This is a genomic window from Paenibacillus sp. 276b (assembly GCF_900107875.1).
Classification (GTDB): domain Bacteria; phylum Bacillota; class Bacilli; order Paenibacillales; family Paenibacillaceae; genus Paenibacillus; species Paenibacillus marchantiae.
This window is the reverse complement of record NZ_FNRR01000007.1, coordinates 133,339-157,814: the sequence shown is the minus strand read 5'-3', so window position 1 is coordinate 157,814 and position 24,476 is coordinate 133,339. Positions and strand designations below refer to the sequence as shown.

General features: G+C 46.5%; 21 protein-coding genes and 1 pseudogene. 12 read left to right on the top strand and 10 right to left on the bottom strand.

Annotated elements, in window-relative coordinates; all coding sequences use genetic code 11:
• Positions 1-116: 116 nt before the first annotated feature.
• The 4 genes from BLV50_RS26260 to BLV50_RS26245 all read left to right on the top strand — a co-directional run bounded on the left by BLV50_RS26260 (position 117) and on the right by BLV50_RS26245 (position 4,356).
• Complete coding sequence (locus BLV50_RS26260) at positions 117-995, top strand: prohibitin family protein (RefSeq protein WP_083584859.1); 879 nt, start codon at positions 117-119, stop codon at positions 993-995.
• Between the two features lie 216 nt (positions 996-1,211).
• Entirely contained in the window at positions 1,212-1,964 is a 753-nt protein-coding gene (gene yaaA / locus BLV50_RS26255) for a peroxide stress protein YaaA (protein ID WP_090810727.1), read from the top strand.
• Positions 1,965-2,598: 634 nt separating this feature from the next.
• Positions 2,599-3,684, top strand: a complete 1,086-nt coding sequence (locus BLV50_RS26250; RefSeq protein WP_090810725.1) for a DUF1648 domain-containing protein — start codon at positions 2,599-2,601, stop codon at positions 3,682-3,684.
• A gap of 390 nt (positions 3,685-4,074) precedes the next feature.
• Complete coding sequence (locus BLV50_RS26245; RefSeq protein WP_090810723.1) at positions 4,075-4,356, top strand: DUF6809 family protein; 282 nt, start codon at positions 4,075-4,077, stop codon at positions 4,354-4,356.
• 220 nt (positions 4,357-4,576) lie between these two features.
• Here the strand turns inward: BLV50_RS26245 and BLV50_RS26240 are convergent, their stop codons facing one another.
• Both BLV50_RS26240 and BLV50_RS26235 read right to left on the bottom strand, forming a co-directional pair.
• Positions 4,577-5,932, bottom strand: coding sequence for a right-handed parallel beta-helix repeat-containing protein (locus BLV50_RS26240; RefSeq protein WP_090810721.1), 1,356 nt, complete (start codon positions 5,930-5,932; stop codon positions 4,577-4,579).
• A gap of 564 nt (positions 5,933-6,496) precedes the next feature.
• Positions 6,497-7,996, bottom strand: a pseudogene (locus BLV50_RS26235) (catalase); the annotation flags it as partial.
• 184 nt (positions 7,997-8,180) lie between these two features.
• Here BLV50_RS26235 and BLV50_RS26230 point away from each other — a divergent pair.
• On the top strand, positions 8,181-10,145 hold the full coding sequence (locus tag BLV50_RS26230) for an ATP-dependent DNA helicase (protein ID WP_256338051.1): 1,965 nt from the start codon (positions 8,181-8,183) through the stop codon (positions 10,143-10,145).
• Positions 10,146-10,285: 140 nt separating this feature from the next.
• Here BLV50_RS26230 and cysK read toward each other — a convergent pair whose 3' ends face one another.
• From cysK to BLV50_RS26210, 4 genes are all read right to left on the bottom strand, one after another.
• Positions 10,286-11,245 carry a cysteine synthase A gene (cysK, locus tag BLV50_RS26225; protein WP_217504811.1) on the bottom strand — a complete coding sequence of 320 codons (960 nt, stop codon included), beginning with the start codon at positions 11,243-11,245 and terminating at the stop codon, positions 10,286-10,288.
• Positions 11,246-11,529: 284 nt separating this feature from the next.
• Positions 11,530-11,916: a YhjD family protein gene (locus BLV50_RS26220; RefSeq protein ID WP_063565649.1), complete on the bottom strand. Its 387-nt coding sequence runs from the start codon at positions 11,914-11,916 to the stop codon at positions 11,530-11,532.
• A 394-nt stretch (positions 11,917-12,310) separates the two neighbouring features.
• Positions 12,311-12,544 carry a hypothetical protein gene (locus BLV50_RS26215; protein ID WP_063565650.1) on the bottom strand — a complete coding sequence of 78 codons (234 nt, stop codon included), beginning with the start codon at positions 12,542-12,544 and terminating at the stop codon, positions 12,311-12,313.
• Positions 12,541-13,578 carry a nucleotide-binding protein gene (locus BLV50_RS26210; protein ID WP_090810717.1) on the bottom strand — a complete coding sequence of 346 codons (1,038 nt, stop codon included), beginning with the start codon at positions 13,576-13,578 and terminating at the stop codon, positions 12,541-12,543. Before BLV50_RS26210 ends, BLV50_RS26215 begins: the two co-directional genes overlap by 4 nt.
• A gap of 915 nt (positions 13,579-14,493) precedes the next feature.
• Between BLV50_RS26210 and BLV50_RS26205 the strand changes: the two genes are divergently transcribed.
• Positions 14,494-15,216 carry a YitT family protein gene (locus BLV50_RS26205; RefSeq protein WP_063565653.1) on the top strand — a complete coding sequence of 241 codons (723 nt, stop codon included), beginning with the start codon at positions 14,494-14,496 and terminating at the stop codon, positions 15,214-15,216.
• Between the two features lie 191 nt (positions 15,217-15,407).
• Here BLV50_RS26205 and BLV50_RS26200 read toward each other — a convergent pair whose 3' ends face one another.
• Positions 15,408-15,881, bottom strand: coding sequence for a DUF2188 domain-containing protein (locus tag BLV50_RS26200; protein WP_090810715.1), 474 nt, complete (start codon positions 15,879-15,881; stop codon positions 15,408-15,410).
• 223 nt (positions 15,882-16,104) lie between these two features.
• On the opposite strand from BLV50_RS26200, the gene BLV50_RS26195 reads away from it, so the two are divergent.
• A complete protein-coding gene (locus tag BLV50_RS26195; RefSeq protein WP_079694135.1) occupies positions 16,105-16,905 on the top strand; it encodes a lipid II flippase Amj family protein in 801 nt (266 codons plus the stop codon).
• Between the two features lie 192 nt (positions 16,906-17,097).
• Here BLV50_RS26195 and msrA read toward each other — a convergent pair whose 3' ends face one another.
• Both msrA and BLV50_RS26185 read right to left on the bottom strand, forming a co-directional pair.
• Complete coding sequence (gene msrA, locus BLV50_RS26190; protein ID WP_063565656.1) at positions 17,098-18,060, bottom strand: peptide-methionine (S)-S-oxide reductase MsrA; 963 nt, start codon at positions 18,058-18,060, stop codon at positions 17,098-17,100.
• Between the two features lie 128 nt (positions 18,061-18,188).
• Positions 18,189-18,800 (bottom strand): TVP38/TMEM64 family protein, encoded by a 612-nt coding sequence (locus BLV50_RS26185; protein ID WP_063565657.1) that lies wholly within the window; start codon positions 18,798-18,800, stop codon positions 18,189-18,191.
• 200 nt (positions 18,801-19,000) lie between these two features.
• On the opposite strand from BLV50_RS26185, the gene BLV50_RS26180 reads away from it, so the two are divergent.
• Positions 19,001-19,939 carry a Gfo/Idh/MocA family protein gene (locus BLV50_RS26180; protein ID WP_063565658.1) on the top strand — a complete coding sequence of 313 codons (939 nt, stop codon included), beginning with the start codon at positions 19,001-19,003 and terminating at the stop codon, positions 19,937-19,939.
• A gap of 83 nt (positions 19,940-20,022) precedes the next feature.
• A complete protein-coding gene (locus tag BLV50_RS26175; protein ID WP_024631043.1) occupies positions 20,023-20,337 on the top strand; it encodes a hypothetical protein in 315 nt (104 codons plus the stop codon).
• Positions 20,338-20,378: 41 nt separating this feature from the next.
• On the opposite strand, the gene BLV50_RS26170 is transcribed toward BLV50_RS26175, so the two are convergent.
• On the bottom strand, positions 20,379-21,197 hold the full coding sequence (locus BLV50_RS26170) for an AraC family transcriptional regulator (RefSeq protein WP_063565659.1): 819 nt from the start codon (positions 21,195-21,197) through the stop codon (positions 20,379-20,381).
• A gap of 189 nt (positions 21,198-21,386) precedes the next feature.
• On the opposite strand from BLV50_RS26170, the gene BLV50_RS26165 reads away from it, so the two are divergent.
• From BLV50_RS26165 to BLV50_RS26155, 3 genes are read left to right on the top strand one after another with little or no spacing between them, the layout of a single operon-like run.
• Positions 21,387-22,499: a Gfo/Idh/MocA family protein gene (locus BLV50_RS26165; protein ID WP_063565660.1), complete on the top strand. Its 1,113-nt coding sequence runs from the start codon at positions 21,387-21,389 to the stop codon at positions 22,497-22,499.
• A 27-nt stretch (positions 22,500-22,526) separates the two neighbouring features.
• Positions 22,527-23,291: a sugar phosphate isomerase/epimerase family protein gene (locus BLV50_RS26160; protein WP_063565661.1), complete on the top strand. Its 765-nt coding sequence runs from the start codon at positions 22,527-22,529 to the stop codon at positions 23,289-23,291.
• A complete protein-coding gene (locus BLV50_RS26155; protein WP_063565662.1) occupies positions 23,284-24,366 on the top strand; it encodes a Gfo/Idh/MocA family protein in 1,083 nt (360 codons plus the stop codon). Before BLV50_RS26160 ends, BLV50_RS26155 begins: the two co-directional genes overlap by 8 nt.
• Positions 24,367-24,476: the final 110 nt, after the last annotated feature.

Below are 24,476 nucleotides of genomic sequence, written 5' to 3'. Positions count from 1 at the left end.
AATTTTAATCTTTATCCTAGCATTTATTCTATGGTCATTAATGTTCCCGCTATTCAATAAAATAGGTAGTAGAGTGTTGAAGAAATACAATAAATTCAAACAAGAGGAGAATGGTGATGGAAAATTCAAAGACGTTTAAAGTAGGGGCTATTGCGGTTGCAGTAGTTATTATTGTGGGAGTGTTACTGGTGACCTTTTTTTTAACACGAATTCCTAATGGATATGTTGGGGTCGTTTATTCACCAAATGGAGGCGTAAAAGACAGTACATTGAGTCAAGGGTGGAAACTAGTTGGAGCGTTTGATAAAGTAACGAAATATCCGATCCGAATTCAAACGGTTGAATACAGAGATATTCAGATTGCTACTTCTGACGGGAAAAACATCACAATCGATTTTGCTTACAACTACCAAGTAGAACCAAGTAAAGTATCTTCTATATTCAATACATTTGGGCCAATTAGCATTCAAGAAATTGAGGATACATATCTCAAAACACGTTTCCGCGACGCAGCTCGTAAAGGTATTTCTAAGTTTACAGTCATTGATGTTTATGGTGAAAAGTCATCCGAAGCAGGAGTGGATGTTCAACAACGTTTTTCTGATGACGTTAAGGAGTTAGGCTTTATTGTATCCAACGTTACCGTAGGTGTTCCTCAACCTGATGCCAAGACTCAGGAGGCAATCGATAAGCGTGTCGAAGCTTCACAAGAACTGGAACGTAAAACAACTGAACTTGAGATCGCCAAGAAAGAAGCAGATCGTAAGCGCGTGGAAGCGCAAGGTAACGCAGACAAACTATTGATCGAAGCAGAAGGTCAAGCTAAAGCAAACAAAGAGCTTCAACAATCATTATCGAGTCAACTCGTTGAATATGAAACCATCAAGAAATGGGATGGAGCACTTCCCTATGTAAGTGGATCAAATACTCCAATGATTCAATTGCCGACTACAAAAACAGAGCAAAATAGCAGCGCGGGGAGCGTATCTCCCTAATTAGCGGTTTGAAATGCACGCCTTACTTTTTCAACAATTTAATGTGTTGAATTCTAATGAACAAGCCGGTCCAATCGTGGGCTGACTTGTTCATTTTTGAGTCATTTCAAAGGCACCATGAAGGATTTAGTTAAGCCTAGATATTGGATTCACCTAGCCAATCCTGTACAATGAATAACGACAAAAACAACGGTAGATTAAGGATGGATCAGCACGATGAGAATTATCATATCACCCGCCAAAAAGATGAAGATCGATACCGATCTTATGGCTATTGCGCAGATGCCGCAATTTATAAACGAGTCAGAACAGCTGTTGAGTCTGCTTCAAAAGTTATCCTATGACGAACTCAAAGCGATGTGGAAGTGTAACGATGCAATCGCCGAACAGAACGTGGAGCGGATTCGGAATATGAATATAAAAGCAAATCTTACGCCAGCCATCTATGCCTATGAGGGTATTCAGTATCAATATATGGCTACGGGTGTTTTCCAAAATGAGGAACTGGAGTATCTTCAGCAGCATGTACGCATATTATCCGGTTTTTATGGCATGTTACGGCCATTGGATGGGGTTACCCCTTATCGGTTGGAGATGCAGGGCAAGTTTCAAGGTCCGGGGTTCAAGTCCCTTTATCAGTTCTGGGGCAGCAAATTGGCAGATCAGCTTCAATCGGAAAGCGACTGTATCCTGAATTTGGCTTCAAAAGAGTATAGCAAAAACATCACGCCTTTTCTGAGCGAGGAAACCCGATTTATCACTTGTGTATTTGGACAAATGGTCGACGGGAAGATTGTTGAAAAGGCAACCCGGGCCAAAATGGCCAGAGGTGAAATGGTACGATATATGGCAGAGCGTAAAATTACAGATGTGAAGGATGTCAGAAGCTTTGATCGGTTGAACTTCGCTTTTTCAGAAGAGTTATCGGATAAGAGTATGTATGTCTTCTTGTATTCAGAGGGGAAATAGCCAGTTTTACAACGATGGATTTGATGTACATCTTGCAAGGGAGTTTGTTGTCACGTCTACATTGAACCAACAGGCAATTAGAAAATATTGATCTACACAGCCCTGTCATTGATGGGATGTTCGCGTGAATCAATTTATAAAACACCTGCTAATAAATATTAGTGGGAGTTTTTTTGTTTTAAAGTATAGTTAGCAATCTTAATAATCTTCCATTTGATGATACAATATTAGCTGCCAGGGGTAGATTTGTTTGAGAATCGGACTCTTGCTAAAGCTCCCAGTTCAATCAAAAAGAGGAAAAGATAAATTACAATTGTGTTGAGGTCATTCGTTTCGTGGCTAAGCATCAAAAAAATGGGATAACGAAAACCTATCCTTTACCTACACAGAATTTCAAACAGATGTACTTGCCATAATTCAGTTGTCAGATGAGTAACTCTGTGTAGCGAAAAATCCGGATAAATTGTTAATTTCACCCCTATAGTCACTAAAATCGATTATAATTAAATTTATGTTCAAGTTGATTACCTATCCTAATTTAATAGGATAATCATATGCAAAAAGGCATTATGCTATAAGGGTTATAGACTTTTCTTTTCGAATACACACTTATGTATAAGAGGAGGCGAATGATATGACGATAATGCCTGTTATGGTAATGATCTTTGTATTTGTACCTACCATTCTACTCATGGTAAGCATGCCTTATTTAACAAGAGAGACGATTAGTTTTGGGGTCACCGTCAGCGCTGCACAATTCCACAGTGAGCCTCTGCGCCAGATGCGGAAGTCATATGCTAGGATTAGTGCTACCTTACATACCATCCTATTCATTGTTTGCATCATCTGCCTAATATACGTTGAACATTCCAAGCAACAAAGTTGGATCATTGTCACTTATTCACTCGCCATGGTCGTAATCTCCCTAGTCATAAACATTAGCTATCATTTCAAAATGAAAAGTTTACTACCTATGTTGCCTATTGCTCCGGAACCATCGATCATGGCAGTGGACACTGAATTTCGGGAAAGAAACATTGGCTTGTCTAGTAATTGGTTCCTCATTCATTTTTTAATTATTGGTGTTAGTATTCTAACTGTGCTACGCAACTACGATCTTATTCCTGATCAGATTCCGATCCATTTCAACAGCAGCTGGAACGTAGACCGCTATGCAGCTAAATCTTATAGTTCTGTGTTTATGCCTACGATAATGCAAGTGTTCATAACACTTTTGTTCATATTTGAGAATTGGAGTATTCGCAGAGTGAAGCATCAGGTTCAACCCACTGATCCTAACCGTTCCATCAGACAAGACGTAACATTCCGCCGTACTTGGTCATATTTTATGATTACAGCAAGCTTCTTAATAGTTATCCTGTTTTCCGTTGTGCAACTAAACATGATATCTCTGCTTAACATCAATTTCGCTATCCCCATTATCCTAATTATAATAGCTTTTATCATCCTATACGCCTTCGCCTTATCGTTCTGGGCTGGTCAGGGCGGAAGCCGCTTGGAGCGGTCTGACGATTCCTCCAATGTCAGACCTGTCCATGATGATGATAAATGGCTATTAGGTATGATTTATTTCAATCGCAAAGATCCAAACCTAATGGTCGAGAAAAGGTTCGGAGTCGGCTGGGGATTAAATTTCGGTCACCCAGTAAGCTGGCTGACTTGTCTCGGAATTATTGTACTGTTAGTTGTGGTGCGGTAACAAGGCTTGGAGGTTAATACTCAGCGGAGTATTCTAGCTTTCAACAAATAAATATTATCGCTTCAAAATTAGACGCCATTCACATTAGACAAGAGCAGTTGAGAGGTGGGAAAACGAAAATCCACTTCCTTGATTAACAATTAAAAGGAGAATCGGCATTAGATAACATAATATTCAAGCAGCGGTTCCTTAGGGAAAATGGTCTGCTGGATGGATTTCGAAGATGATATTTCGGCAGACACATCCGACTAGATAGAGGATAATCCACTTTATTAATATAGCGGTTGGGATGTCCCACTTGTCACGTTCGCAGTTATACTAGCGGATTTCCCGCTAAATTATCATCTCACCTCATCCCCTGAGTTACAATATCCCTGAGGTGACCGTACCATGAAGGATAACATGTCAAACTTGATCGAGGATTTGTTTCACGGAAACCTGCGGTTGGACGAGTCGATTCATCCTGAGCATCCCGAGTATCAGGAGATCAATCGCCGCATATCGGACCTGATGCAGAACTATAAGACACAGCATACGGAGAACGAATATGATGCATTGGAAGAATTGGTAGACTTAATCGGGCAATCGACGTCCATGTACGTGGAAGCAGCATTTGAGCAAGGTTTCCGCACAGGCGGTAGGCTGATGATCGAGGTTTTGTGCAGAGCATGAGCGCAAACGATTAACCCAACCTATACGCGCGCAGGGCAGATGTAACCTTTCAAAACCAGCCCTAAAATATTGAAAAACATAAGCAACTAGCATTAACTGTTGGTTGCCCGATCATTCAAACCCCAAAATCCCCTTCTCCATTACCACCGATCAGGCTGGCATGGAAAGGGGGTTTTGTGTTTAATCCCGCACTTATTACCTACACCTGTCTAACTACAACCTACCGCGCACCAATATTCGTACCTGAAGGCGTACCCGACCCAATCAGATCACTGCCAGTGGCAAGCTTCAGGAAGTCGCCCAGGACAGGCGTTCCATCCGCGCTGCGTGTCACCGAAGGTACGAGGGAGACAAAGTCGGCTGCGCTGGCGAGCAGGCCTTTGTCGTTCACGCTCTTCTTGTTTTTCCACCAGACGTTGGTGCTGCTGACGTCGGTTCCGCTGGTTTTGTCGCTGGCGCCGCCTTCGAAGGACAGGTTGTTGGTGAAGATATGTGAGCCTACATCAAAGGCAAAGTTACTTTGACCATTTTGCCAGGAAGTATTGTTTTTCATCTGAATGGAACCAGGATTGCTGTTATAGGTGAAGCCGTGCTTTTTATTTTGAAAAGCAATGCTGTTCTCGACAATATGATTCACCGCGATTTTCTCGCCGCCCAGCTTGAAGCCGTTACCGTCACTATTGGAGGTGGATGTACCATCCGAAGTCTGCCCATTGTGATGGGAGATGCTGTTGCGGATCGTAACAACGCCAATGGCGCCTGTATCTGTTTTGCTGTACAGATCCCAGCCATCGTCTACATTATAGGCAGCGATACAACCATCGAACAGGTTGCCAGGACCTACCGTCAATTTGGCAGCAAAACCGTCGGCATCCTCGCCGTCATCCGGATCATAGTTATCATGGGAATAGGAGCGAATAATCTCGTTATAGGCAGGCCATTCGCTGTTTGAAGCGGTCGAAGCATAACGTCCGAGCTGGATACCGGTATCCCGGTTGTGATGAGCTTCGATCTGTTCGAGGCGGTTGTAGCTGCCCCCGATAAAGATACCGTTGTCGCCCGCACCCTTCACCTCAAGTCCTTTGACGAGCCAGTAGTCTCCGAACATTTGCAGCCCGCGATTGGTGGAGGCGAAGGCTTGGGCGGAGAAATCAAAGACAGGCTTTTCCGATCCGTACGCCACCAGATTTTTGCGCTGTCCCGATGTACCACTGTTGCCTCGCTCAATCGTAACCGTTTCCGAGAAACTGTAGGTGCCACCGCGCAGATATATCGTTTTGCCCGGTGCGATCTGGGTCAACGCGTTAGCCAGTGACGTAGGACTCGCGAGGGTTCCGGGATTGCTAGCCGAGCCGCCAGGAGCGACATATAGATTACCTGCAGCGAGTGCGATACTGGAGGCAGCCACAGAATCAGAGGGATTTTGCAGTCCGCTATCGATCAGTTCCGCCGCACCAGCCGATCCACCGCCGAGCAATAATAGTGGGAACGCGGCACTTAGGCAGATGTGAGTCATTTTCGATTTCAGCGAACGTTGAGATGATGCATGAACAGAAGTGATTGGGAATAATTTCATTAAGCAAACCTCCTTAGTAATTGGGAAATGAAGTCCTAGAGGACACAGGTTCATGGTAAATGCTGTAAACGTTATCATCAATAATCATTTGATCAGATGGACTCAACCTGCTGACAAGCCTCGTATAACTGGTCGGAAATGGAAATTCATGTGAGCAGCACATAATCCTGCGCTCAGTTCATGTCCCTCATTTAACAGGGGATCATCTGAAATTAACGTAGAAAAAGCCCCTTTTCCTAGCAAATATCATGATCCATACCTCCGATCCGCCGAAATCAACTTTATAAATATTTAAAATAGAAGGCCCTCACGTGATCAGCTCACAGGCTGCTCAGTTTGAAACGCCAAATACCCCCGATAGCAGCTGCGCAAGCAGTCTTTGCTACCAGGGGTTATGAAATGAACCTATACGTTGCTATAAAACATGTGCGTTGCCTTTAAACATGCATGCATCAGCTACATCAGCAATCCTTAATAAGGATCTGCTTCATGACTGTCTCTGGCAGCCTGTTCCACTGTAGGCTCATGCTTGGGTTGAACCGTAGCACTGTCATCCGTTGAGACGGAGGATAATCCTTCCGCTACCCTGCGTCCATAATCGGCATCCGCTTGTGTGAAATGGGAGATCATGCGCTCGCGGATATCCGGTTTGCATGTGGCTAAAGCATCTACCAGATTGCTGATCAGCTCGTCTCGCTCCCAATCTTCAAATGAACGGTAGGTATCCCCGGCTTGTCCGAAGTCATTGGTACGCTCAATTTTTTCACGAACAAGACGCCCCTCAATCAGAGGTTCATGTTCCTTGCCGCGTGGAGTCGCTTCCTTCAAGCCACCCAATGAGGAAGGTTCATAGTTGACGTGTGGATTCTGACCTGGTGCACGGTCGACCTGATATTGCATCTGCCCGGCGCTCTGATTGGTGGCAACCCGATTTTTGGGTGCATTAACTGGCAGTTGCAGATAGTTGGCACCGACCCGGTGACGCTGGGTATCCGAGTAGGAGAAGGTGCGGCCTTGCAGCAGTTTATCATCCGAGAAATCCAGTCCATCCACCAGTACACCTGTGCCAAACGCTGCTTGTTCCACTTCATTAAAGTAGTCTTCGGGATTGCGGTTTAGCGTCATTTTCCCAACCGGCAAAAACGGAAACTGCTCTGGCGGCCACAGTTTGGTCGGGTCCAGCGGATCAAAATCCAGTTCTGGATGCTCGCCGTCCTCCATAACCTGAACGCACAATTCCCATTCCGGGTAATCTCCTTGTTCAATGGCGTGATACAGGTCGAGTGTAGCGTGGTTAAAGTTCTGCCCCTGAATATCGCTAGCGTCTTTTTGGAGCAGGTTGCGTATGCCTTGATTGAGCGGTTCCCAGTGATATTTAATGAGCACGCCTGTGCCTTCCTGGTTCACCCATTTGTATGTATTGACGCCCGACCCCTGCATTTGTCGATAGTTGGCCGGAATTCCCCAAGGGGAGAAGAGAAACGTAATCATATGGGTGGCTTCAGGACTGAGCGAGACAAAATCGAAAAACCGTTCCATATCTTGTGCATTGGTCAACGGGTCTGGCTTGAAGGCATGCACCATATCCGGGAACTTGAGCGGGTCACGAATGAAAAAGATTTTCAGATTGTTGCCCACCAGATCCCAGTTGCCATCTTCCGTATAGAATTTTACAGCAAATCCGCGCGGGTCCCGCAGCGTCTCCGGTGAATGTCCACCGTGAATAACCGTAGAGAAGCGAACGAATACGGGCGTTTCTTTGCCTTTTTCCTGAAACAGACGTGCGCGTGTATACTTCGATACGGGTTCATCCCCGGCCGTTCCATACGCCTGAAATACACCATGAGCGCCAGCGCCGCGGGCATGGACAACCCTTTCCGGAATACGTTCACGGTCAAAATGAGTGATCTTTTCGAGAAAGTGATAGTTCTCCAGCGTAGTCGGTCCCCGGCTGCCGACGGTTCGAACATTTTGATTGTCCGTGATGGGATGGCCTTGCCGATCCGTTAATATCTCGGATGCCTTGTCTGAGGAATGCTCAGGTTGTGAAGACTGATGATTCATGGAGCACCGCCTTTCCTTATGATGGATTCAAATATATATTTTCCCTGCAAAGCGGTTCTATACATCGTTTCCATTAAAAAAAGCTTGTCACCCACCTCATGGCGTGGGATAATTAACTTTTGCCCTATGGACGGTTTTTAGATAAAAATGCACCACTTATAGAAGAATGGAGGCTGACTTAGGATTGTCTACACAACGTTATCCTTTTGCATATGATCCGGCAGAGCCCTTTGTATCCCGTTTAGGGGAATGGGTTGCCGATGTTTTTTACGATATTTTGCCTGAGTCCGGCTTCGAGGTACGGGATGAACAGATTTTTATGGCGTACCAGCTCGAACGGGCCTATGGAGATAAAAAGACCATTATGGCTGAGGCTGGTGTGGGAACAGGAAAGACATTAGTCTATCTGCTCTATGCGGTCTGTTATGCACGTTATACGGGGAAACCGGCGGTGATTGCCTGTGCGGATGAGTCCTTGATTGAACAGCTCGTGAAGCCGGGCGGAGATATTGCGAAGCTGGCTGCACATCTGGACTTGGAAGTAGACGCACGTCTGGGCAAGTCACCGGACCAATACGTCTGTCTGAACAAATTAAGTGCGGTGCGATTTGCGGACGAGGACGCGCAGGTGATCGAAGAGGTGCATGAGAGCCTTCCGGATTTTGTGAATACGCCGGGTACGCTTCAGGCATTCCATCCGTATGGTGACCGCAAACAGTATCCACATCTGAATGATCGCCAGTGGAATAAAATCAACTGGGACCCGTTTCAGGATTGCTTCGTTTGTCCCAAACGTCAACGCTGTGGTCTGACGCTATCGCGTGACCACTACCGCCGTTCCAAGGACATCATCATCTGTTCCCATGATTACTATATGGAGCATGTGTGGACCTATGAAGCGCGCAAACGCGAGGGACAATTGCCATTGCTGCCTGATCACAGCTCGGTTGTATTTGATGAAGGACATTTGCTGGAAGAAGCGGCCCTGAACGCACTGAGCTACAAATTGAAACACCGCATCTTCGAGGAACTGGTTACCCGTCTGCTTGAAGGGGAGATTCGTGAATCCCTCGCGGAGCGTGTGGATGAAGCGATTGAGAGCAGTGAGCGATTGTTTGCGCTGCTGGATACGTATACGGTGGCGATTCCGGGATCGGAACGGAAAGAAGTGCGGGTAGAACCGCCGTTGCTTCGTGAGATTGAACGACTGACCAGCGTATTGGATGCGATCGGCGAAGAATTGGTATTTGAGAGCGGATTGTTCTCACTGGATGGCTATCAGATGCGTGTAGTGGAAGAACATTTGGACATGATTCAGTCTGCACTTGCGTTGTTCCGTAAGGAAGATGGGTACATCTGCTGGGCTGAAGAGAGCGAAGACGAGACAACCTTATCGATCATGCCGCGTACCGTGAAGGAAATTCTGAACGAGCGTGTATTTAATACAGGCATTCCGATTGTCTTCTCGTCCGCAACGTTATCTGTGGATAATTCATTCCGTTATGTGGCAGACAGTCTGGGGATAGATGATTTTGTATCGTTCTCAGTGGCTTCTCCATATGACTATGCAGACAAAATGCAGATGAAGATTACAGATGAAACCGTACCTGGTCGCCCGGAAAACGAAAATCGGTTGCGTGACGCCGTGACGCTGCTTCAGGAGAGTGGGGGCCGTGCGCTGATTCTGTTCCGTACGATGGAAGAGCTGCGTGCATTCAAGCAGGACATCGTTCATGTACCTGAGGCTCAAGGGTTACGCTTTATGTATGAGGGAGATCGGGAGATTAGTGACCTGATTGCCGCTTTCCAGGAGGATGAGGAGAGCGTGCTGTGCTCCGTCAATCTGTGGGAAGGTCTGGATGTTCCAGGACCGTCATTATCCAATGTCATGATCTGGTCGCTCCCGTATCCACCACAGGACCCTGTATTTAATGCAAAACGTACAGCGTCTGCTGCACCTTATGAAGAGATCGATCTTCCATACATGTTGCTGCGCGTGAAGCAAGGTCTGGGACGTTTGATTCGGACCAGCAGTGATTCAGGTACCGCCGCGATTCTCGATGAATCGTTGTACAGCAAAAAGGAAGCCAAAGACCGCATTGCGGCTCTGCTTCCCGAAGGTGTAGAATGGACAACCCTGACTCACTAGTTCACATTTATATTTAGAATATTTAACTTAACTGGCTCCTTTCCAGAATAAGTACTTGTACGCTACGGATTCAACGTCCGGCTGTGATCAAGCGCTCATTTTGGAGGGGAGTCTTTAACTTGTGTAAGAGTTTTTCTTTGTTAAAAAATACCCATGCTCAAATACCGTTCCCCGGTATCGGGCGCAATGCAGAGCACTCGGTGACCCGGCCCCAGTTCCCGCGCGATGCGCAGGGAGGCCCACACCGAAGCGCCAGAGGAAGGGCCGAGTAGCAGCCCTTCCCGGGCAGCAAGCTGCCGCATCGTATCCAGTGCATCCTCATCGGACACCTGGATAATGGCATCCCACACGTCGGTATTCAGAATGTCCGGAATGAACCCCGGACTTGTACCGACGAGCTTGTGGGGTCCGGGCTCGCCGCCGGACAGCACAGGTGAACCTTTCGGCTCTACCGCATAGATACGAATGTCCGGCAGTTGCTTACGCAGTTCTTCTCCCGTTCCGGTGATCGTACCGCCTGTTCCCGCCGTGGCGATAAAGGCGTCCAGCTTGCCTTCCATCTGCTGCATAATTTCGGGAGCCGTGGTGATCCGGTGGATGTCCGGGTTCGCTTGATTCTCGAATTGCTGGGGAATGAAACTTCCCGGAATGTCGGCCTGAAGTTCTTTGGCCTTGCGAATCGCGCCAGGCATCCGTTCTGCGGCAGGGGTGAGCACGACATCTGCGCCATAGGCTTTCAGAATGTTGATGCGTTCCTTGGACATGTTGTCCGGCATGATCAGAATGGCCTTATATCCCTTGGCAGCAGCATTCATTGCAAGACCGATGCCGGTATTGCCGCTGGTTGGTTCGATAATGGTTGCGCCGGGAAGCAGTAGTCCTGCCCGTTCAGCCTGAACGATCAGGTTATAGGCGGCACGGTCTTTGACGCTGCCGCTAGGGTTGAAATATTCCAGCTTGACGTATACGTCAGCGGAATCGCTACCTGTAAGTCTGTTCAGTTTAACGGCAGGTGTCTGGCCGATCAGCTCGGTAACATCTGCGGCAATGCCTGTATGTGCGGGTGTTTGATTTTTAATTAAATGCGAATTCAAGTCCATGAAGTACAGCTCCTTGATTGATAGACGTTGAAAGCAATTCCAATGAACAAGTCTGTCTGCCGTTAATGGCTGGCAGGCTTGTTTGCTTATAGGAATTCATTTTCACTACAAGTCTGAACAGAATGTACAGACTTGTCTATTCCATCTTAATGAACGCAGCCTCACCGGGTCAACCTGTTTCGATTAGGCAGAAGGGTGAGGAGTCTAAGGAGTAAGTGAACCAAGTGGACTAAGAAAGAAATGTGAATTCAAACGATGAAGGGTACATTAAGCAGATGAATTAGCTATATCGGCTGGGTCAAATCCATATCCAGATGCCGACTAAGCTCTTTTTTGACTTCATTCCGCGCGAACGTCCACAGCATATAGAACCGCTGCAAATAGCCTCTGCACAGGTACTGGGTTTCGATTCCATCAACTTGCCGTTTCTCCTCCAGAACCTTGACGCCACGAGTTCTCATTTGTTTGCGAAGCGTAAGCATTTCCTTAAGTACATCATTCTGAATGCGGGTTAGAGACAGAATGTAGACCTCTGGCATTTTGAGCTGCAACGTATCCAGTGTGCGAATATCCCGTTCAAGCACATCCAGCAGAAGAGTGCGTACAACCATGCTTTTAATCAATCGGTGGTCTTCATCCGCAGGGGATGGGGCGGAAGGGGATGATGACATACTTTCACTTCCTTAACCTTGAATTCGGACATGTTCTTATTTACAGAACGTATGTTCTTATATTATAATCAATATATGCAATGATGATACACAATACAACCGAGAAATATTGGAAGTAGCACATATGCGATTTATGCTGAGGTTGTAGGCGGTGAAATAGGGACAAGCCTTCTCCAAAATAAGGTATAATTTTTGGGTTTTGCAGGAAACCTAAGGGCATAAAGAAAATGACTTAATGCATCAACCGAATAGGTGAAGAGCTTTTAGTCCGTTGGTACTAGCGAATGTTATGAAGGGTTGCCAAAGTGTTGCAACAAAAAAGCCCCTGCCTTGGGCGGCGGGGCCAGATGATCTACCGAACCAGACGGCAGAGTTGTATATGAGCATAAAGCGGTTAAGCCAGATACTGAGGCTTCTCGTAAAGAGCCTCTTTTTCCAGAATCACTTTGTAAGGTCTTTCCTTACCCTTCAGGGAAGGGCCAATCGTAGTCAGCGGTACGGCCGGTTTGTGGAAACGATCTTCTTCCTTGGGTTCCGGAACCGGTCGTGATGATTCGGGCGCAGAACTGAGGCGTACCTTTTTGTCGCTGCCCCAGCGCTTGCTTATTTTTTTCGTTTCCGGTTTCATTCCGGTTCGCCTCCTAACAAATCGTTGATGGCGTTGAACAGATGACGGTTCTCCAAATCCATCTGCTGAAATATCGCCTCATCCGCTTCAATATGTCCAATAATATGGACTGTGATTACATACCTCTTGGCTACAGGATAGCATAGCAGATACTCTTTCTCAAGATAATCGTCATAGAGGTTGATCTTGATTTTGTTCTCCAGGTAAGAATCAATGACCAGAATGCGCTTCGGATCATCGGGCTGCTTGTCGTCATTGGCGGACAAGTTATATTTTCTTCCCGGTTCCCCAACGTTACCACATAATTGTTCAATATGACCACTGTCATCTGTACGGTATATGGCAGTCCCACGCACGGCAAATGGAGGAAGGGATACAAATGCACTTCGAAGTGCATCGCTCATTCGCTCCAACATAACCGAATCTGCTTTGCGGGTACGCAGTAACTCCCTGAAGAATCGCAGCAGCTTGAGCAACTGTAATCGGGCTTCACCCTCAGACCTTTTGTGCTTCTCGATAATTTTTTCCACTTCGGGATCGCTCCATCGCCCCTGTTCTTCGATGCTGTCGGCGATTTTGGAACAGGCCACCGAGACGGCTGGCGCCCATTTCCCGTCTGAACGAATTTCATAAACCAGTGGATTTAACCCCAGCAGATCTGTGGGCATACGTAAACCTTCGATCTTGCTGGCGTCTTTGATGTCAGTAATATCCTCTGGAAGAATGAAAAAAATACGCTTTCGTCCTAGCCGACCCATAAACAAACCCATTTCCAGCATTGTATTATCACGGACAGAGGCATAGTACTTCCCGCGAATTTTCGATATATCATCCGGATGAAAAATAAAAATGGCAAAGTCAGTCGTACGCACTTCTGTTTCCAGATCGTCCATGGTATAACTGCTTGGATTAAAAACTCCGGAGTACCAAGGGGTAACTTCGGCCGAGAAACGCAAGTTTTCGTGTACTGCGGCTGCAATCGGCTTCGCTTCCAGCGAGCAGCCAATAAAGACTCTTGGCTTTAACGTTTTCATCAATCCGCCTCGCTTAAACGGGTAGTGGGAATCAATTGTTATATTATACCATAAACAGCAGAGTAAGTCTGGAAACGTTTAGCTGGAGCAAGATTAGCCGATTACATTTGCTATAGTGTATGTGCAAGAGGGAAATGATTCCTTTAAAATCCGCGGAAAAATAAAAAATGGACCCAAATTGTCACAGTTGGGTGACTGGACAGTTATATTTGGAAGCTTCAGTCATAGAATGAAGGAGCAGGTAGCACCATTAGGTAGAGAAGCTTGTCCTGGTGTGGCTGTTTGACGGCTCAAGCAGGCCAGAGTGTGCTTTTTGCTCATATTTGAAGGGTCTGCTGTTTCGACCCAATCACATCGGTGTTATATAATAGAAGAACAAGCAAGTTAGCTTTGGTGTTTAAACTGAATTGAACGTTACATGTGTCTATAGAAGGCGAACTAAATTTTTACACGAGAACGTAGAGTGCAGAACCCGTCTGAAGAAACGAAGTGTTCGCCTTTATCACAGGATTTTTCCCTTAGGAAAAGGGAATCAAAAAATCCGGGGATAACAGCGATCGAAAGAGGGTACTGCAATCGAAGTGGTTAAGTGTAAAGTTTATATGGTCTTATGCATGGTGTAATATTCATCAGTTTAATTAGCACAGCTAACCACCAACAGACAGAAAGGATCAGGATACCATGAGTTCCCGAAGGATAATTTCCCCAAGGACGATCTGGAAACGTTACGATCTCTCTTATACTTAGCGCCCCTTGTAGAGTACACCACCGTAAAGAAAAAAACGGCTGACTCTGCGAAAGAGGGGATTGGAATGAATAATATTCGAAGGACAAATACGATGATTTCTTCCAGGCTTGCCTTTTGCAGGGTACGGTCGGTGCAAACCAACCTTTACAAACTGCGAGGGAACCTGAATGAAGAGAACATCGTTAACCTTACAACAAGTTAAGACAGAGGCGGTAAAGTTCGCCATTATGCTGCTCGGAACATTTATTTTGGCATTTGCCTACTATCACATTAATTTTCAGAATCATTTATCGGAGGGCGGATTTGTCGGTCTGGCCCTGCTTGGAAAGTACGCGACAGGCTTATCACCTGCTATTGGCATGCTGCTGCTGGATATTCCAGTCATGATTCTGGCCTGGTTCCTCAAGGGCTGGAAGTTCATGATTCAGGCGCTGCTGGGTGTGGCCGCATTCTCATTGTTCTATGACGGGTTTGAGCGGTACTCCACCCTGGTTATTCCGTTTCACGGTAATTTGTGGATTCCGGCAGTCTTGTCCGGTGTTATCACCGGCGTGGGTGCTGGTATGGTGCTTCGATTCGGAGGAGCAACAGGTGGAGACGACATTCTGGCGGTGCTCATTAGCCGTTGGAAGGGCTGGAAGCTGGGAACGGTTTTCTTTGTCAGCGATGCGTTTGTACTCGGATTGTCGCTTTTCTTTCTACCGGTAAAAGAAACTTTATATACCATTCTGGCCGTATGGATTGCCAGTAAAGTGATTACGTATATGGTCAGTTTCCCGGCTCGCCGGACGGTTACGACCTCAGCTGTGAAGCTGCCCGTGTCGACTGCTGCCAAAGTAGTCAGCGGTGCTTCACAACGAGCTCCTGTGGCTAGAGGGGTTTCGCATTAAACGTAACGGCCACCCTATTCGAAATGAATGTTGTTCAAGTAAGGTGGGCTTGCCTCATACCAAACACAAAGCCCTTTTGCATGCTTGATGGGAATCATTCCATTAGCGGCGAAAGGGCTTTTTTGCTTGCCTTCAGTAAAAAAAATTAAAAGTAATACATTCACGATATTTCTATTTTAGAACAGATTCACTCAAGGCTTGATGGAAGAGGCAATTTGCCCATCTTCATTATGGATAATAGCCCGAATGTTTTGTTTTTCACTCTTTTCTTTGGCAGCATCCACAGCTTCGGCTTTGGTTCGGAACGTAGCCAGAGATTTGGATTGACCTTCTTCCTTGATGGCCCAGCCAGAGTCGGTAGGAACGACATGAATATTATCATGGCTTTTGGAAGAAGAGACAGGTTCGGAATGACGGCGTGGAGATGAAGATTTTCCATGCTCCGATTTGCTGTCTGATGAAGTATGTTTTGTAGCCTGCTTCGAATGCTTCGATGTGGGATGATTCTCATCCCATTCTTCCGCTTTGGCAGTCGCGATTGCAATGGAGTGTCCTTCCTCATAACCGTCATCCAGCAATGCATTGGCAATCTCAATGGCCTTATGTCTGACACGAGGCTCCAGATTTTTCATGGAAACGGGATAATCCTGTTTGTTCCACGGCATATTGATTCCCTCCTGTACAATATAAGTTATTTGTATATTACCCTGCACCCGGATGAATAAACGATTATTGTGGAGAACTTCGAAGCGTGTGCTGTATTTTTGTGCATTCTACTGTTCAACTTCTTAGTGCTTTTCTATACTTTTATGTGGATGAGGAGTATAATGCTTCCATACTTGAAATTACAATAGAAGCACATTAGGAAAAAGATAAGGAGATTTACATATGTTTAGTTTGAGCCTAGCCATTCCTATGTTATTTACCATGCTTATTCATGCGGCTGACAGCCTGTCCTATGCACTGCGCCTTGGGGGATTACGCACTCGCCGAATAGCGCTGGCCTTGTCCCTGTCCGGAATTTTGTTGCTGGTGTCGCGCACCTCCAATATGGCCCAAGGGCCGATGGTAGGCAATCTGGTGGATACTGCGGCGCATGGAGGGAACCCACACTTTGCAGCGCAACTGCACTGGCTGATGGGTGCGGCTACGATAGGAACGGCCTTGGCTATTCTAAGTTTTCCAACGATGGTCAAGCTCGCTTCCCGAATGGTCGTTCATTTTGAGGCGGCAGGATCGATTCCTTCCATGGTTCGAGGACTGATGAAACGCAGCAAGCTCAAAAACGCGATGTATTATATTACCCCGCCATCATGGAAAATGGCAAAACTATTGGTACAAAACGGAATGCCCAGACGTCTAATGACGTTGAACATAGCGGTGACAGCAATCTATACGACTGGGGTCCTGTCCAGTCTGTACGCTGCGTATCTTTATCCGGGTCAGGCTGTAGCTGCTTCGCAATCCACCGGACTCATTAATGGAGTAGCGACCATTTTGTTAACCATCCTGATTGATCCTCGTATTTCGTTACTCAGCGACAAATCTCTGCGTGGTGAAATTCGGCTGGATCGAATGAATCAGATCTATGGCTGTATGCTTGTATCCCGTTTATTTGGTACATTGTTGGCGCAGTTGTTATTGATTCCATTTGCTTACTGGATCGGCTGGATTGTGAGTATGATGTAAGCCAATTTCAATCTATATACAAAAAAAGCAAACTAAAAAGGGGCTTCCCATATGTCATAAAGATGACGGGAAGCCCCTTTTAGTCTTAATTAATGTCTAACGAACTGAGCACAAGTTAATACTCCAATTCCCTCAAGTCTGTGGATTAACGAATCGTAGAGGCATTATTTCCGTGCATCTACGAACCATTACTTAATTAAACAGTACGGCGTATTCGGCATATCCTTCTTTTTCTAGGTCTTCTTTGGGTACAAAACGAAGGGCTGCGGAATTGATGCAATAACGCATTCCACCAGCTTCGGCAGGGCCGTCATTGAACAGGTGACCCAAATGGGAATCCCCTTCACGACTTCTCACTTCGGTACGAATCATGAAATGGCTGAGATCCGTTTTTTCCTTCACATTGTAGTCCCGCAGTGGACGGGTGAAACTTGGCCAGCCGCAGCCGGAATCGTATTTGTCGGTGGAACTGAACAGTGGCTCACCGGATACGATGTCCACGTAAATTCCGTCACCATGGTGGTCCCAGAACTCGTTATGAAATGCTGGTTCGGTTGCGTTGTTCTGGGTAACTTCGAACTGCAGCGGCGTCAGACGCTCTTTCAGGCCGTCTTTATCCACTTTGCCGGACCAGTTGCTTTCGATAAAGTCTTCACGTCCAGAACCTTTACGGTACCGTTTGTAGTGCGCAGGATTTTTGTGATGGTACCCTTGGTGATGCTCCTCTGCTTCATAGAACGTTTTCGCTGGCAAAATCGGTGTGAAAATTGGTTTGTCAAAACGTCCGCTTTGTGCCAAAGCTGCTTTGGAAGCTTCTGCGATCTGGCGTTGTTCTTCACTGTGATAGAAGATGGCCGTCTGGTAAGATGATCCACGGTCATGGAATTGTCCACCCGTATCCGTTGGGTCGATCTGTTGCCAGAACAATTCAACGAGCTTCTCATATGGGAAGATGGCCGGGTCGAATGTAATTTGAACGGCCTCTACGTGACCAGTCGTTTCCGAGCAGACCTCCTCATATGTGGGGTTCTCCGTATGTCCTCCTGTATAACCCGATACAATCTTATGAATGCCGGGTAGTTCCTCGAAGGGGGATACCATACACCAGAAGCACCCGCCTGCAAAAGTTGCTTTTTCACTAGTATGTTGTTCCATGCTATAGTCACTCCATTTCTGATGAAGAATGATATTTTGGCTTACTCTTCTATTATATCCCGAATTGGCAAGCCAACCAAGCAGGATCGTAAAGAGGATGAATCTGAAATGTTTCTGACTGTTCCCACTTAGGCTTTTTTACGAGAGCGTAAGCGAAACAAGAGCAATATTATCGTCATGAACACCAGATAACCGGCAAGGATTAGCAGGCTCACCCAGATTGATGTTTCTGCTTGTGCACCTGCATAGGCAAAAACAAAAATCGCAGGCAGTTTGCCAATTGCCGTCGCAACCATGAAGACCCAGAATGGGGTATAGGTAATGCCCGCGTAGATATTAACCGCCATTTGGGGCACGATGGGCAGCAGTCGCATAGACACGATACCCATGAAGGGATGAGCCTCCATCCATGTTGTAAATCGATTCAAACCCCGAATGCGTTCGAGATAGGATCTGGCCTGATTTCGGAATATCGTCCTCGCTCCGGTGTATACCAGCAGTGCAGCAAATGTGGTCCCAAGCCAGCATATCCAGGCTGCTGTTGCAGTACCGTAACTATAGCCAAAGGCAATAATGACGATCTTGTACGGAATTACGGGTACAAGAGCAAACAATGTCGCCATGGCTAGTAAAAGTGGAATGGACTGATGCAGATCGGTCCAGGCCAGCAGTTCATATCTGTAAATAAACGTGACTCCGGCAAGTAAAACATATAAGAGGAGCCATAACCATTTTCGCAAAATCCCAAACGCTCCTTTCAGACCAGGAAGGTCTTACTGTATCCCAATCCGTATTGCTTTCTCTCTAAAGTTTACCACGTTCAACCAAAGGATGGACAATTCATGGCGGTTCTAGCTGCAATCACTGGCATGTTGCTGCCTGAAGGGTTACACTATAGGACGTAGAAATATAGAACTCATCTGAAGGTGGAATGATCATAATGGAAACAACCAAGCGAACCCGTGCTGCGATCATCGGACTCGGGGACATTGCACGTAAAGTATATTTGCCGCTGTTGACTGCCCACTCGGACGTGGAAATTGCGGGGATTATGAACCGTTCTCCCGAGCCGGTGAAGGAAATACAGCATACCTATAGATTGAACAATGGAACAACGGATATGAAAGAATTGTTGTCCTGGGATCTGGATGCGGTGTTTGTACATACAGCGACAGAAACTCATTTTGACATTGTCATGCAATGTTTGGAGCGGGGGCTGGCAGTATACGTGGACAAACCGCTGTCCTATACGTTACGGGAGTCGGAAGAAATGACCGCATTTGCGGAAGCACAGGGTCTTCTTTTGGCGGTAGGTTTTAACCGGAGATTTGCACCTTTGTATCAAAACGCGAAGGAATGGATGCAGGCTGGACAAGGCTTTGAATCGCTGACAGTTACTAAACATCGTACAGGCATTCAGGATCGTCCCGCTGCGGAAACTATCTATGATGATCTGATTCATATTCTTGACCTGATGTTATGGTATTCAGATCACAATGTGCAGCTGCTCCATCAGTGGATACGTAAAAATGACTTGGACCGCCTGCTGCACGCCGCAGGATCAGCCAAGTTGGGTAGAACGGCATATGGCAGATTCGATATGATACGCCAAGCAGGAGCGGATCTGGAGAAGCTTGAGCTGTATGGCGGGGGAAGATCGGTAGAAGTGCTGAACATGGAAATAGCGAAGTATGAGGAACGCGGTGCACAGGAACGCAAGGAAACCTTTGGCAGCTGGGAAAGTATTTTGACCCGAAGAGGATTTACGGGAGCGATTGATCAATTTTTGGCAAATCTTGAAACCCCGGATGACTGTGCCATCAGTGCAAGTCACGTTATGGACAGTCATGACCTGGCTGAACAGCTTATCCGCGGTTAATCTTGCAGAAGGTCGTGCGGGAGTATAAATGAAGCCTTCCGCACCAATGATTCATTAAACGATAATGGAGGAAGAATAACACCATGGATGAATATGAAAAAGAACGCAACAAACAGATTGAGGAAGCTGTAATTGAGACGTATAAACAGGAAGAGGAAATGATGATTCTTGTATTTGCCCAGTGGTGTGTCAATCAGGGACTGGATCCGGAAGAGATGTACCGGCAAGCCTACCCGGAACAACTGAGCAACGAGCGTTTGCAGCAGGTGCTGAAGCTAGTTGTATCCAAGGAGGAAGCCGGTGACATTCCGGACGACACCGTATTGGGCGTGCTATCCATGTTTGGCAATGAAGATCTGGCTATGGTTGTATCCGAGGCGATTGCCGCGCGCAAATAAGTTTCGGTTACGGATAATACGTATACGTATTAATGAAGCGATTACATCTGTTCCCGGTGAATGACGCGGAATTCTTTGGGCGACATGCCAAACCGGGAGCGGAATACCCGGTGGAAATACGTATAATTGTTAAAGCCGGAAGATTCGGCTACATGTTCGAGTGTCATTGGACTAAAAATGATCCGTTCCCTGGCCATGTTCAGTCGTACATCCAGTGTATATTGCATAATACTTTTACCAAACGCTTCTTTGAAGAGATGAACTCCCCTTGAAACACTGATTCCAATATGGGTAGCTATATCTTCAAGCTTGAATAGAGAAGAAGCGTTCTCCTCGATGTAACTTTTAATCTCATATGCCACATAGTTGGTGTTGGTAATCGTCGGATGCTCCGAGAGCATACGATCCACTTCAAGACAAAGAATTCGCATATAATAACTGGCGATTTCAGGGTACGGATTGGAAATACGGCGCTGCTCCAATACGAGCTGTCGAAACAGGGTAAGCAGGCTTTCGGTCAGCTGCACCTTGATCCGGTTCGGCCGCTTGTGATGTTTCCACCACTCATCCACCCAGTCCCCATTGAAGAAAATATGGTAATCACCACTCTCCACAAGTCGTTCACCCATCGGATTTTGTTCTTTGTCTATTCTCAGTTCATACGGCTCATCTGGACTAAACAGAAGCAGATCACCCGCATCAACAAGCGACATGGTGCCGTCTACACGTGCTCGGCAACGTCCGTCCGTCTGGAGTCTCAACAAGTAATTCTTTACTCCCTCAGGATGCAAGCCTATATAAGGTTTGCGATGAAACGAGAAGCCTGCTGTAAGAACCTGGCAGGAATAATCAGTCGGCATTGGCATACTCCTTGCAATTTGAAAATTATGACCAGATAGTTCATGTTTCGATCATATTATTCATTTTAATTGAAGCCGAAACGGAATACCATAGTATTAAATTCAAGTGCAACACTTAAGCGTAAAACCTTCAATTCCAAATATGCAAATTTACAGGTTCTCACCATTCATAAGGAGATGAACATCACTGTGGAGAAAATGAAAGCGGGTATTATTGGTTGCGGTAACATTAGCGCCATTTATCTTGAAAATTTTAAAGATAATCCTCTCATTGAAGTGGTGGCTGTTGCGGATTTGATCCGTGAACGGGCACAAGAACGAGCTGATGAATTCAATATCGCAAACGTTTACAATGTAGATGAGTTGCTGCAAGATAATGAAATTGAGCTTGTACTAAACCTCACGGTTCCTGGCAGTCATGCCATGACTGATCTGGCTGTGCTTGAAGCAGGCAAACATGTGTATGCCGAGAAACCACTGGCAATCTCTCTTGAGGATGGTCGCAAGGTAATCGAACTGGCTGAGGAAAAAGGATTGTATGTTGGTTCAGCACCGGATACGTTCCTTGGCTCAGGTATTCAGACTGCCCGCAAGGCTATTGAAGAAGGACTGATCGGTAAACCGATTGCGGCAACATCATTCTTCATGGGTGGAGGGCCGGAGGCTTGGCATCCGAATCCGGAGTTCTTTTATGTCGCTGGTGGCGGACCGATGTTCGATATGGGACCTTACTATTTGACCGCTCTGATTACTCTCCTTGGACCGATTCGCAGAATCAGTTCATCGGCAGGTGTACAGATCACGGACCGCGTTATTGGTTCCGGTCCGAAGGAAGGTACATCTCTTGAGGTACAGACGCCAACACACTTGGCAGGAACGATTGATTTTGAGGAAGGTGCCATTGCAACAATGATCACCAGCTTCGATATCCGGGGTGCTTCGGATTTGCCACGGATTGAAATCTACGGTACCGAAGGTACGATGAGCATACCGGATCCTAACTTTTTTAACGGGGAAGTGAAGCTCCGCAGATTCGGTCAGGACACATGGGAGACTGTGACGCCTGCTTTTGAGAGCAGACAGAACGAGCGTGGAATCGGCGTTACCGAAATGGTTGAATCCATTCGAGCCGGACGCGAACACAAGGCCAGTGGTAAGCTTGCCTATCATGTTCTTGAAGCTATGCATGCGTTCCAACGCTCCTCGTTTGAGGGCAAACACATCCAGCTGGAGAGCACTTATCAAGCAGGAGCAGAAAACAATACAGATGAAAATCAGTCAGAGGCTGTACAGTCACACTAATTGATCTCGGATGAGGTGAACCGGTAAATGTTGAAGGTTGGATTACAGCTATATACGGTACGGGATGAACTGGAGCAAGATTTCAAAGGTACACTCGCCAAGGTTGCAGAGCTTGGATATCAAGGCGTAGAGTTTCACAACTTTTACGGGCATAGCCCGGAAGAAGTAAAGGCCATTTTGGATGAATTCGGTCTGGAGATCGTGGGTACCCATGTTCAGTACAATAGTCTGATTGAGGATCTTGATGGCGTGATCGCTTATCACAAAGCCATCGGAAACAAAAACCTGATTGTCCCTTATCTGTCGGAAGAACAACGGCAATGGGATAACGTATTTGCTTCCCTGAATGAGATTGGTGAGAAATGTGCAGCGCAGGACATGGTGTTAATGTATCACAATCATGATTTTGAATTTACAGAGCAGGTTGAGGGTCAGCCGGCGTTATACGCGATGTATGATACCGTAACCGCTTCCCACCTGCAAGTGGAGCTGGATTCGTGTTGGGCTCACGCCGCAGGATACCCGCCAACGGAAGTCATCGCGAAGTATGCGGGACGTCTGCCACTTGTCCACTGGAAAGACATGCGCCGTTCAGAAGGCCAAGTCCTGACAGTGGAATTCGGCCAAGGTGAGGTAGATCTGGGAGCTGTAGCTACAGCGTCAGATCAGGCGGGAGCCGAGTGGCTTGTTGTGGAACAGGATGTATGTCAGAATCCTCCACTGCAAAGCATCGAGAGCAGTATGAACTGGATTAGAAAATATGCCGCTAATGGAGGACTTGTTCATGTCTAAAGTACTTAATATCGCCATCGTAGGTTGTGGCGGAATCGCCAAAGGTAAACATATGCCCAGCCTGTCCAAACAATCTCAGGGCCGTATGGTCGCTTTCTGTGACATTGTGAAAGAACGTGCGGAGGAGGCAGCAGCCGAATTCGGTGCTGAGGGAGCTAAAGTATATACGGATTATCACGAGATGCTGAAGGATGAGAGTATTGATGTGGTACATGTGTGTACACCAAACGACTCCCACTCCGTTATCACGGTCGCTTCCCTTGAGGCGGGCAAACATGTAATGTGTGAAAAGCCAATGGCGAAAACGTCTGCACAAGCGCAGGCTATGCTGGAAGCCGCACAACGTACAGGCAAAAAGTTGTCCATTGCGTATCAGAACCGATTCCGCAATGACAGCCAATATCTGAAACAAATGTGTGAAGAAGGCGAGCTGGGCGATATTTATTTCGGTAAGGCGATTGCACTTCGCCGCCGTGCTGTACCTACCTGGGGTGTGTTCCTTGATGAGGAAAAGCAGGGTGGAGGACCGCTAATTGATATCGGTACGCATGCATTGGACCTGACTCTTTGGCTGATGGATAATTACAAGCCGAAGAGTGTTATGGGCTCAACTTTCCACAAGCTGGGTCAACGTGAGAATGCGGCCAATGCTTTTGGTCCGTGGGACCCGGAACAATTTAAGGTAGAGGATTCTGCATTCGGCTTTGTGACGATGGAGAATGGGGCTACAATTATCGTCGAGTCCAGCTGGGCGCTGAACGTAGCTGAGTTCGGCGAAGCGAAATCACTGCTTTGCGGAACAGAAGGTGGCGCGGATATGAAAGATGGTCTGCGTATCAATGGCGAGAAACGCAGCCGTCTGTTTGAAACTAAGGTAGATCTGGATGCAGGCGGGGTTGCTTTTTATTCCGGTAGTGCAGAAAATGAAGCGGATCGTGAAGCTAGAATGTGGCTTGAAGCGATCATAGAAGACAAAGATCCAGTTGTAAAACCTGAACAAGCCATCGTGGTTACTCAGATTCTTGAAGCGATCTACGAGTCTGCTCAGACAGGCAGAGCGGTTTATTTCGACTAAACCGACCGGATGTCATTTCCAATGAAATAACCAGTATTCTTACGTTTATTTTCAGGATAGAAAAGCTCTTGATTTTCCACAATAACGATACAATCATGTGATCTGAACGG

Bases quoted from the DNA above. Each gene is read 5' to 3' on its own strand.
- BLV50_RS26205 (WP_063565653.1), top strand. From the start codon at position 14,494: ATGAAGAGAACATCGTTAACCTTACAACAAGTTAAGACAGAGGCGGTA.
- BLV50_RS26215 (WP_063565650.1), bottom strand. From the start codon at position 12,544: ATGAAACCGGAAACGAAAAAAATAAGCAAGCGCTGGGGCAGCGACAAA.
- BLV50_RS26240 (WP_090810721.1), bottom strand. From the start codon at position 5,932: ATGAAATTATTCCCAATCACTTCTGTTCATGCATCATCTCAACGTTCG.
- BLV50_RS26250 (WP_090810725.1), top strand. From the start codon at position 2,599: ATGACGATAATGCCTGTTATGGTAATGATCTTTGTATTTGTACCTACC.
- BLV50_RS26245 (WP_090810723.1), top strand. From the start codon at position 4,075: ATGAAGGATAACATGTCAAACTTGATCGAGGATTTGTTTCACGGAAAC.
- yaaA (WP_090810727.1), top strand. From the start codon at position 1,212: ATGAGAATTATCATATCACCCGCCAAAAAGATGAAGATCGATACCGAT.
- msrA (WP_063565656.1), bottom strand. From the start codon at position 18,060: ATGGAACAACATACTAGTGAAAAAGCAACTTTTGCAGGCGGGTGCTTC.
- BLV50_RS26180 (WP_063565658.1), top strand. From the start codon at position 19,001: ATGGAAACAACCAAGCGAACCCGTGCTGCGATCATCGGACTCGGGGAC.
- BLV50_RS26170 (WP_063565659.1), bottom strand. From the start codon at position 21,197: ATGCCGACTGATTATTCCTGCCAGGTTCTTACAGCAGGCTTCTCGTTT.
- BLV50_RS26175 (WP_024631043.1), top strand. From the start codon at position 20,023: ATGGATGAATATGAAAAAGAACGCAACAAACAGATTGAGGAAGCTGTA.
- BLV50_RS26200 (WP_090810715.1), bottom strand. From the start codon at position 15,881: ATGCCGTGGAACAAACAGGATTATCCCGTTTCCATGAAAAATCTGGAG.
- BLV50_RS26260 (WP_083584859.1), top strand. From the start codon at position 117: ATGGAAAATTCAAAGACGTTTAAAGTAGGGGCTATTGCGGTTGCAGTA.
- cysK (WP_217504811.1), bottom strand. From the start codon at position 11,245: ATGGACTTGAATTCGCATTTAATTAAAAATCAAACACCCGCACATACA.
- BLV50_RS26155 (WP_063565662.1), top strand. From the start codon at position 23,284: ATGTCTAAAGTACTTAATATCGCCATCGTAGGTTGTGGCGGAATCGCC.
- BLV50_RS26195 (WP_079694135.1), top strand. From the start codon at position 16,105: ATGTTTAGTTTGAGCCTAGCCATTCCTATGTTATTTACCATGCTTATT.
- BLV50_RS26160 (WP_063565661.1), top strand. From the start codon at position 22,527: ATGTTGAAGGTTGGATTACAGCTATATACGGTACGGGATGAACTGGAG.
- BLV50_RS26210 (WP_090810717.1), bottom strand. From the start codon at position 13,578: ATGAAAACGTTAAAGCCAAGAGTCTTTATTGGCTGCTCGCTGGAAGCG.
- BLV50_RS26220 (WP_063565649.1), bottom strand. From the start codon at position 11,916: ATGTCATCATCCCCTTCCGCCCCATCCCCTGCGGATGAAGACCACCGA.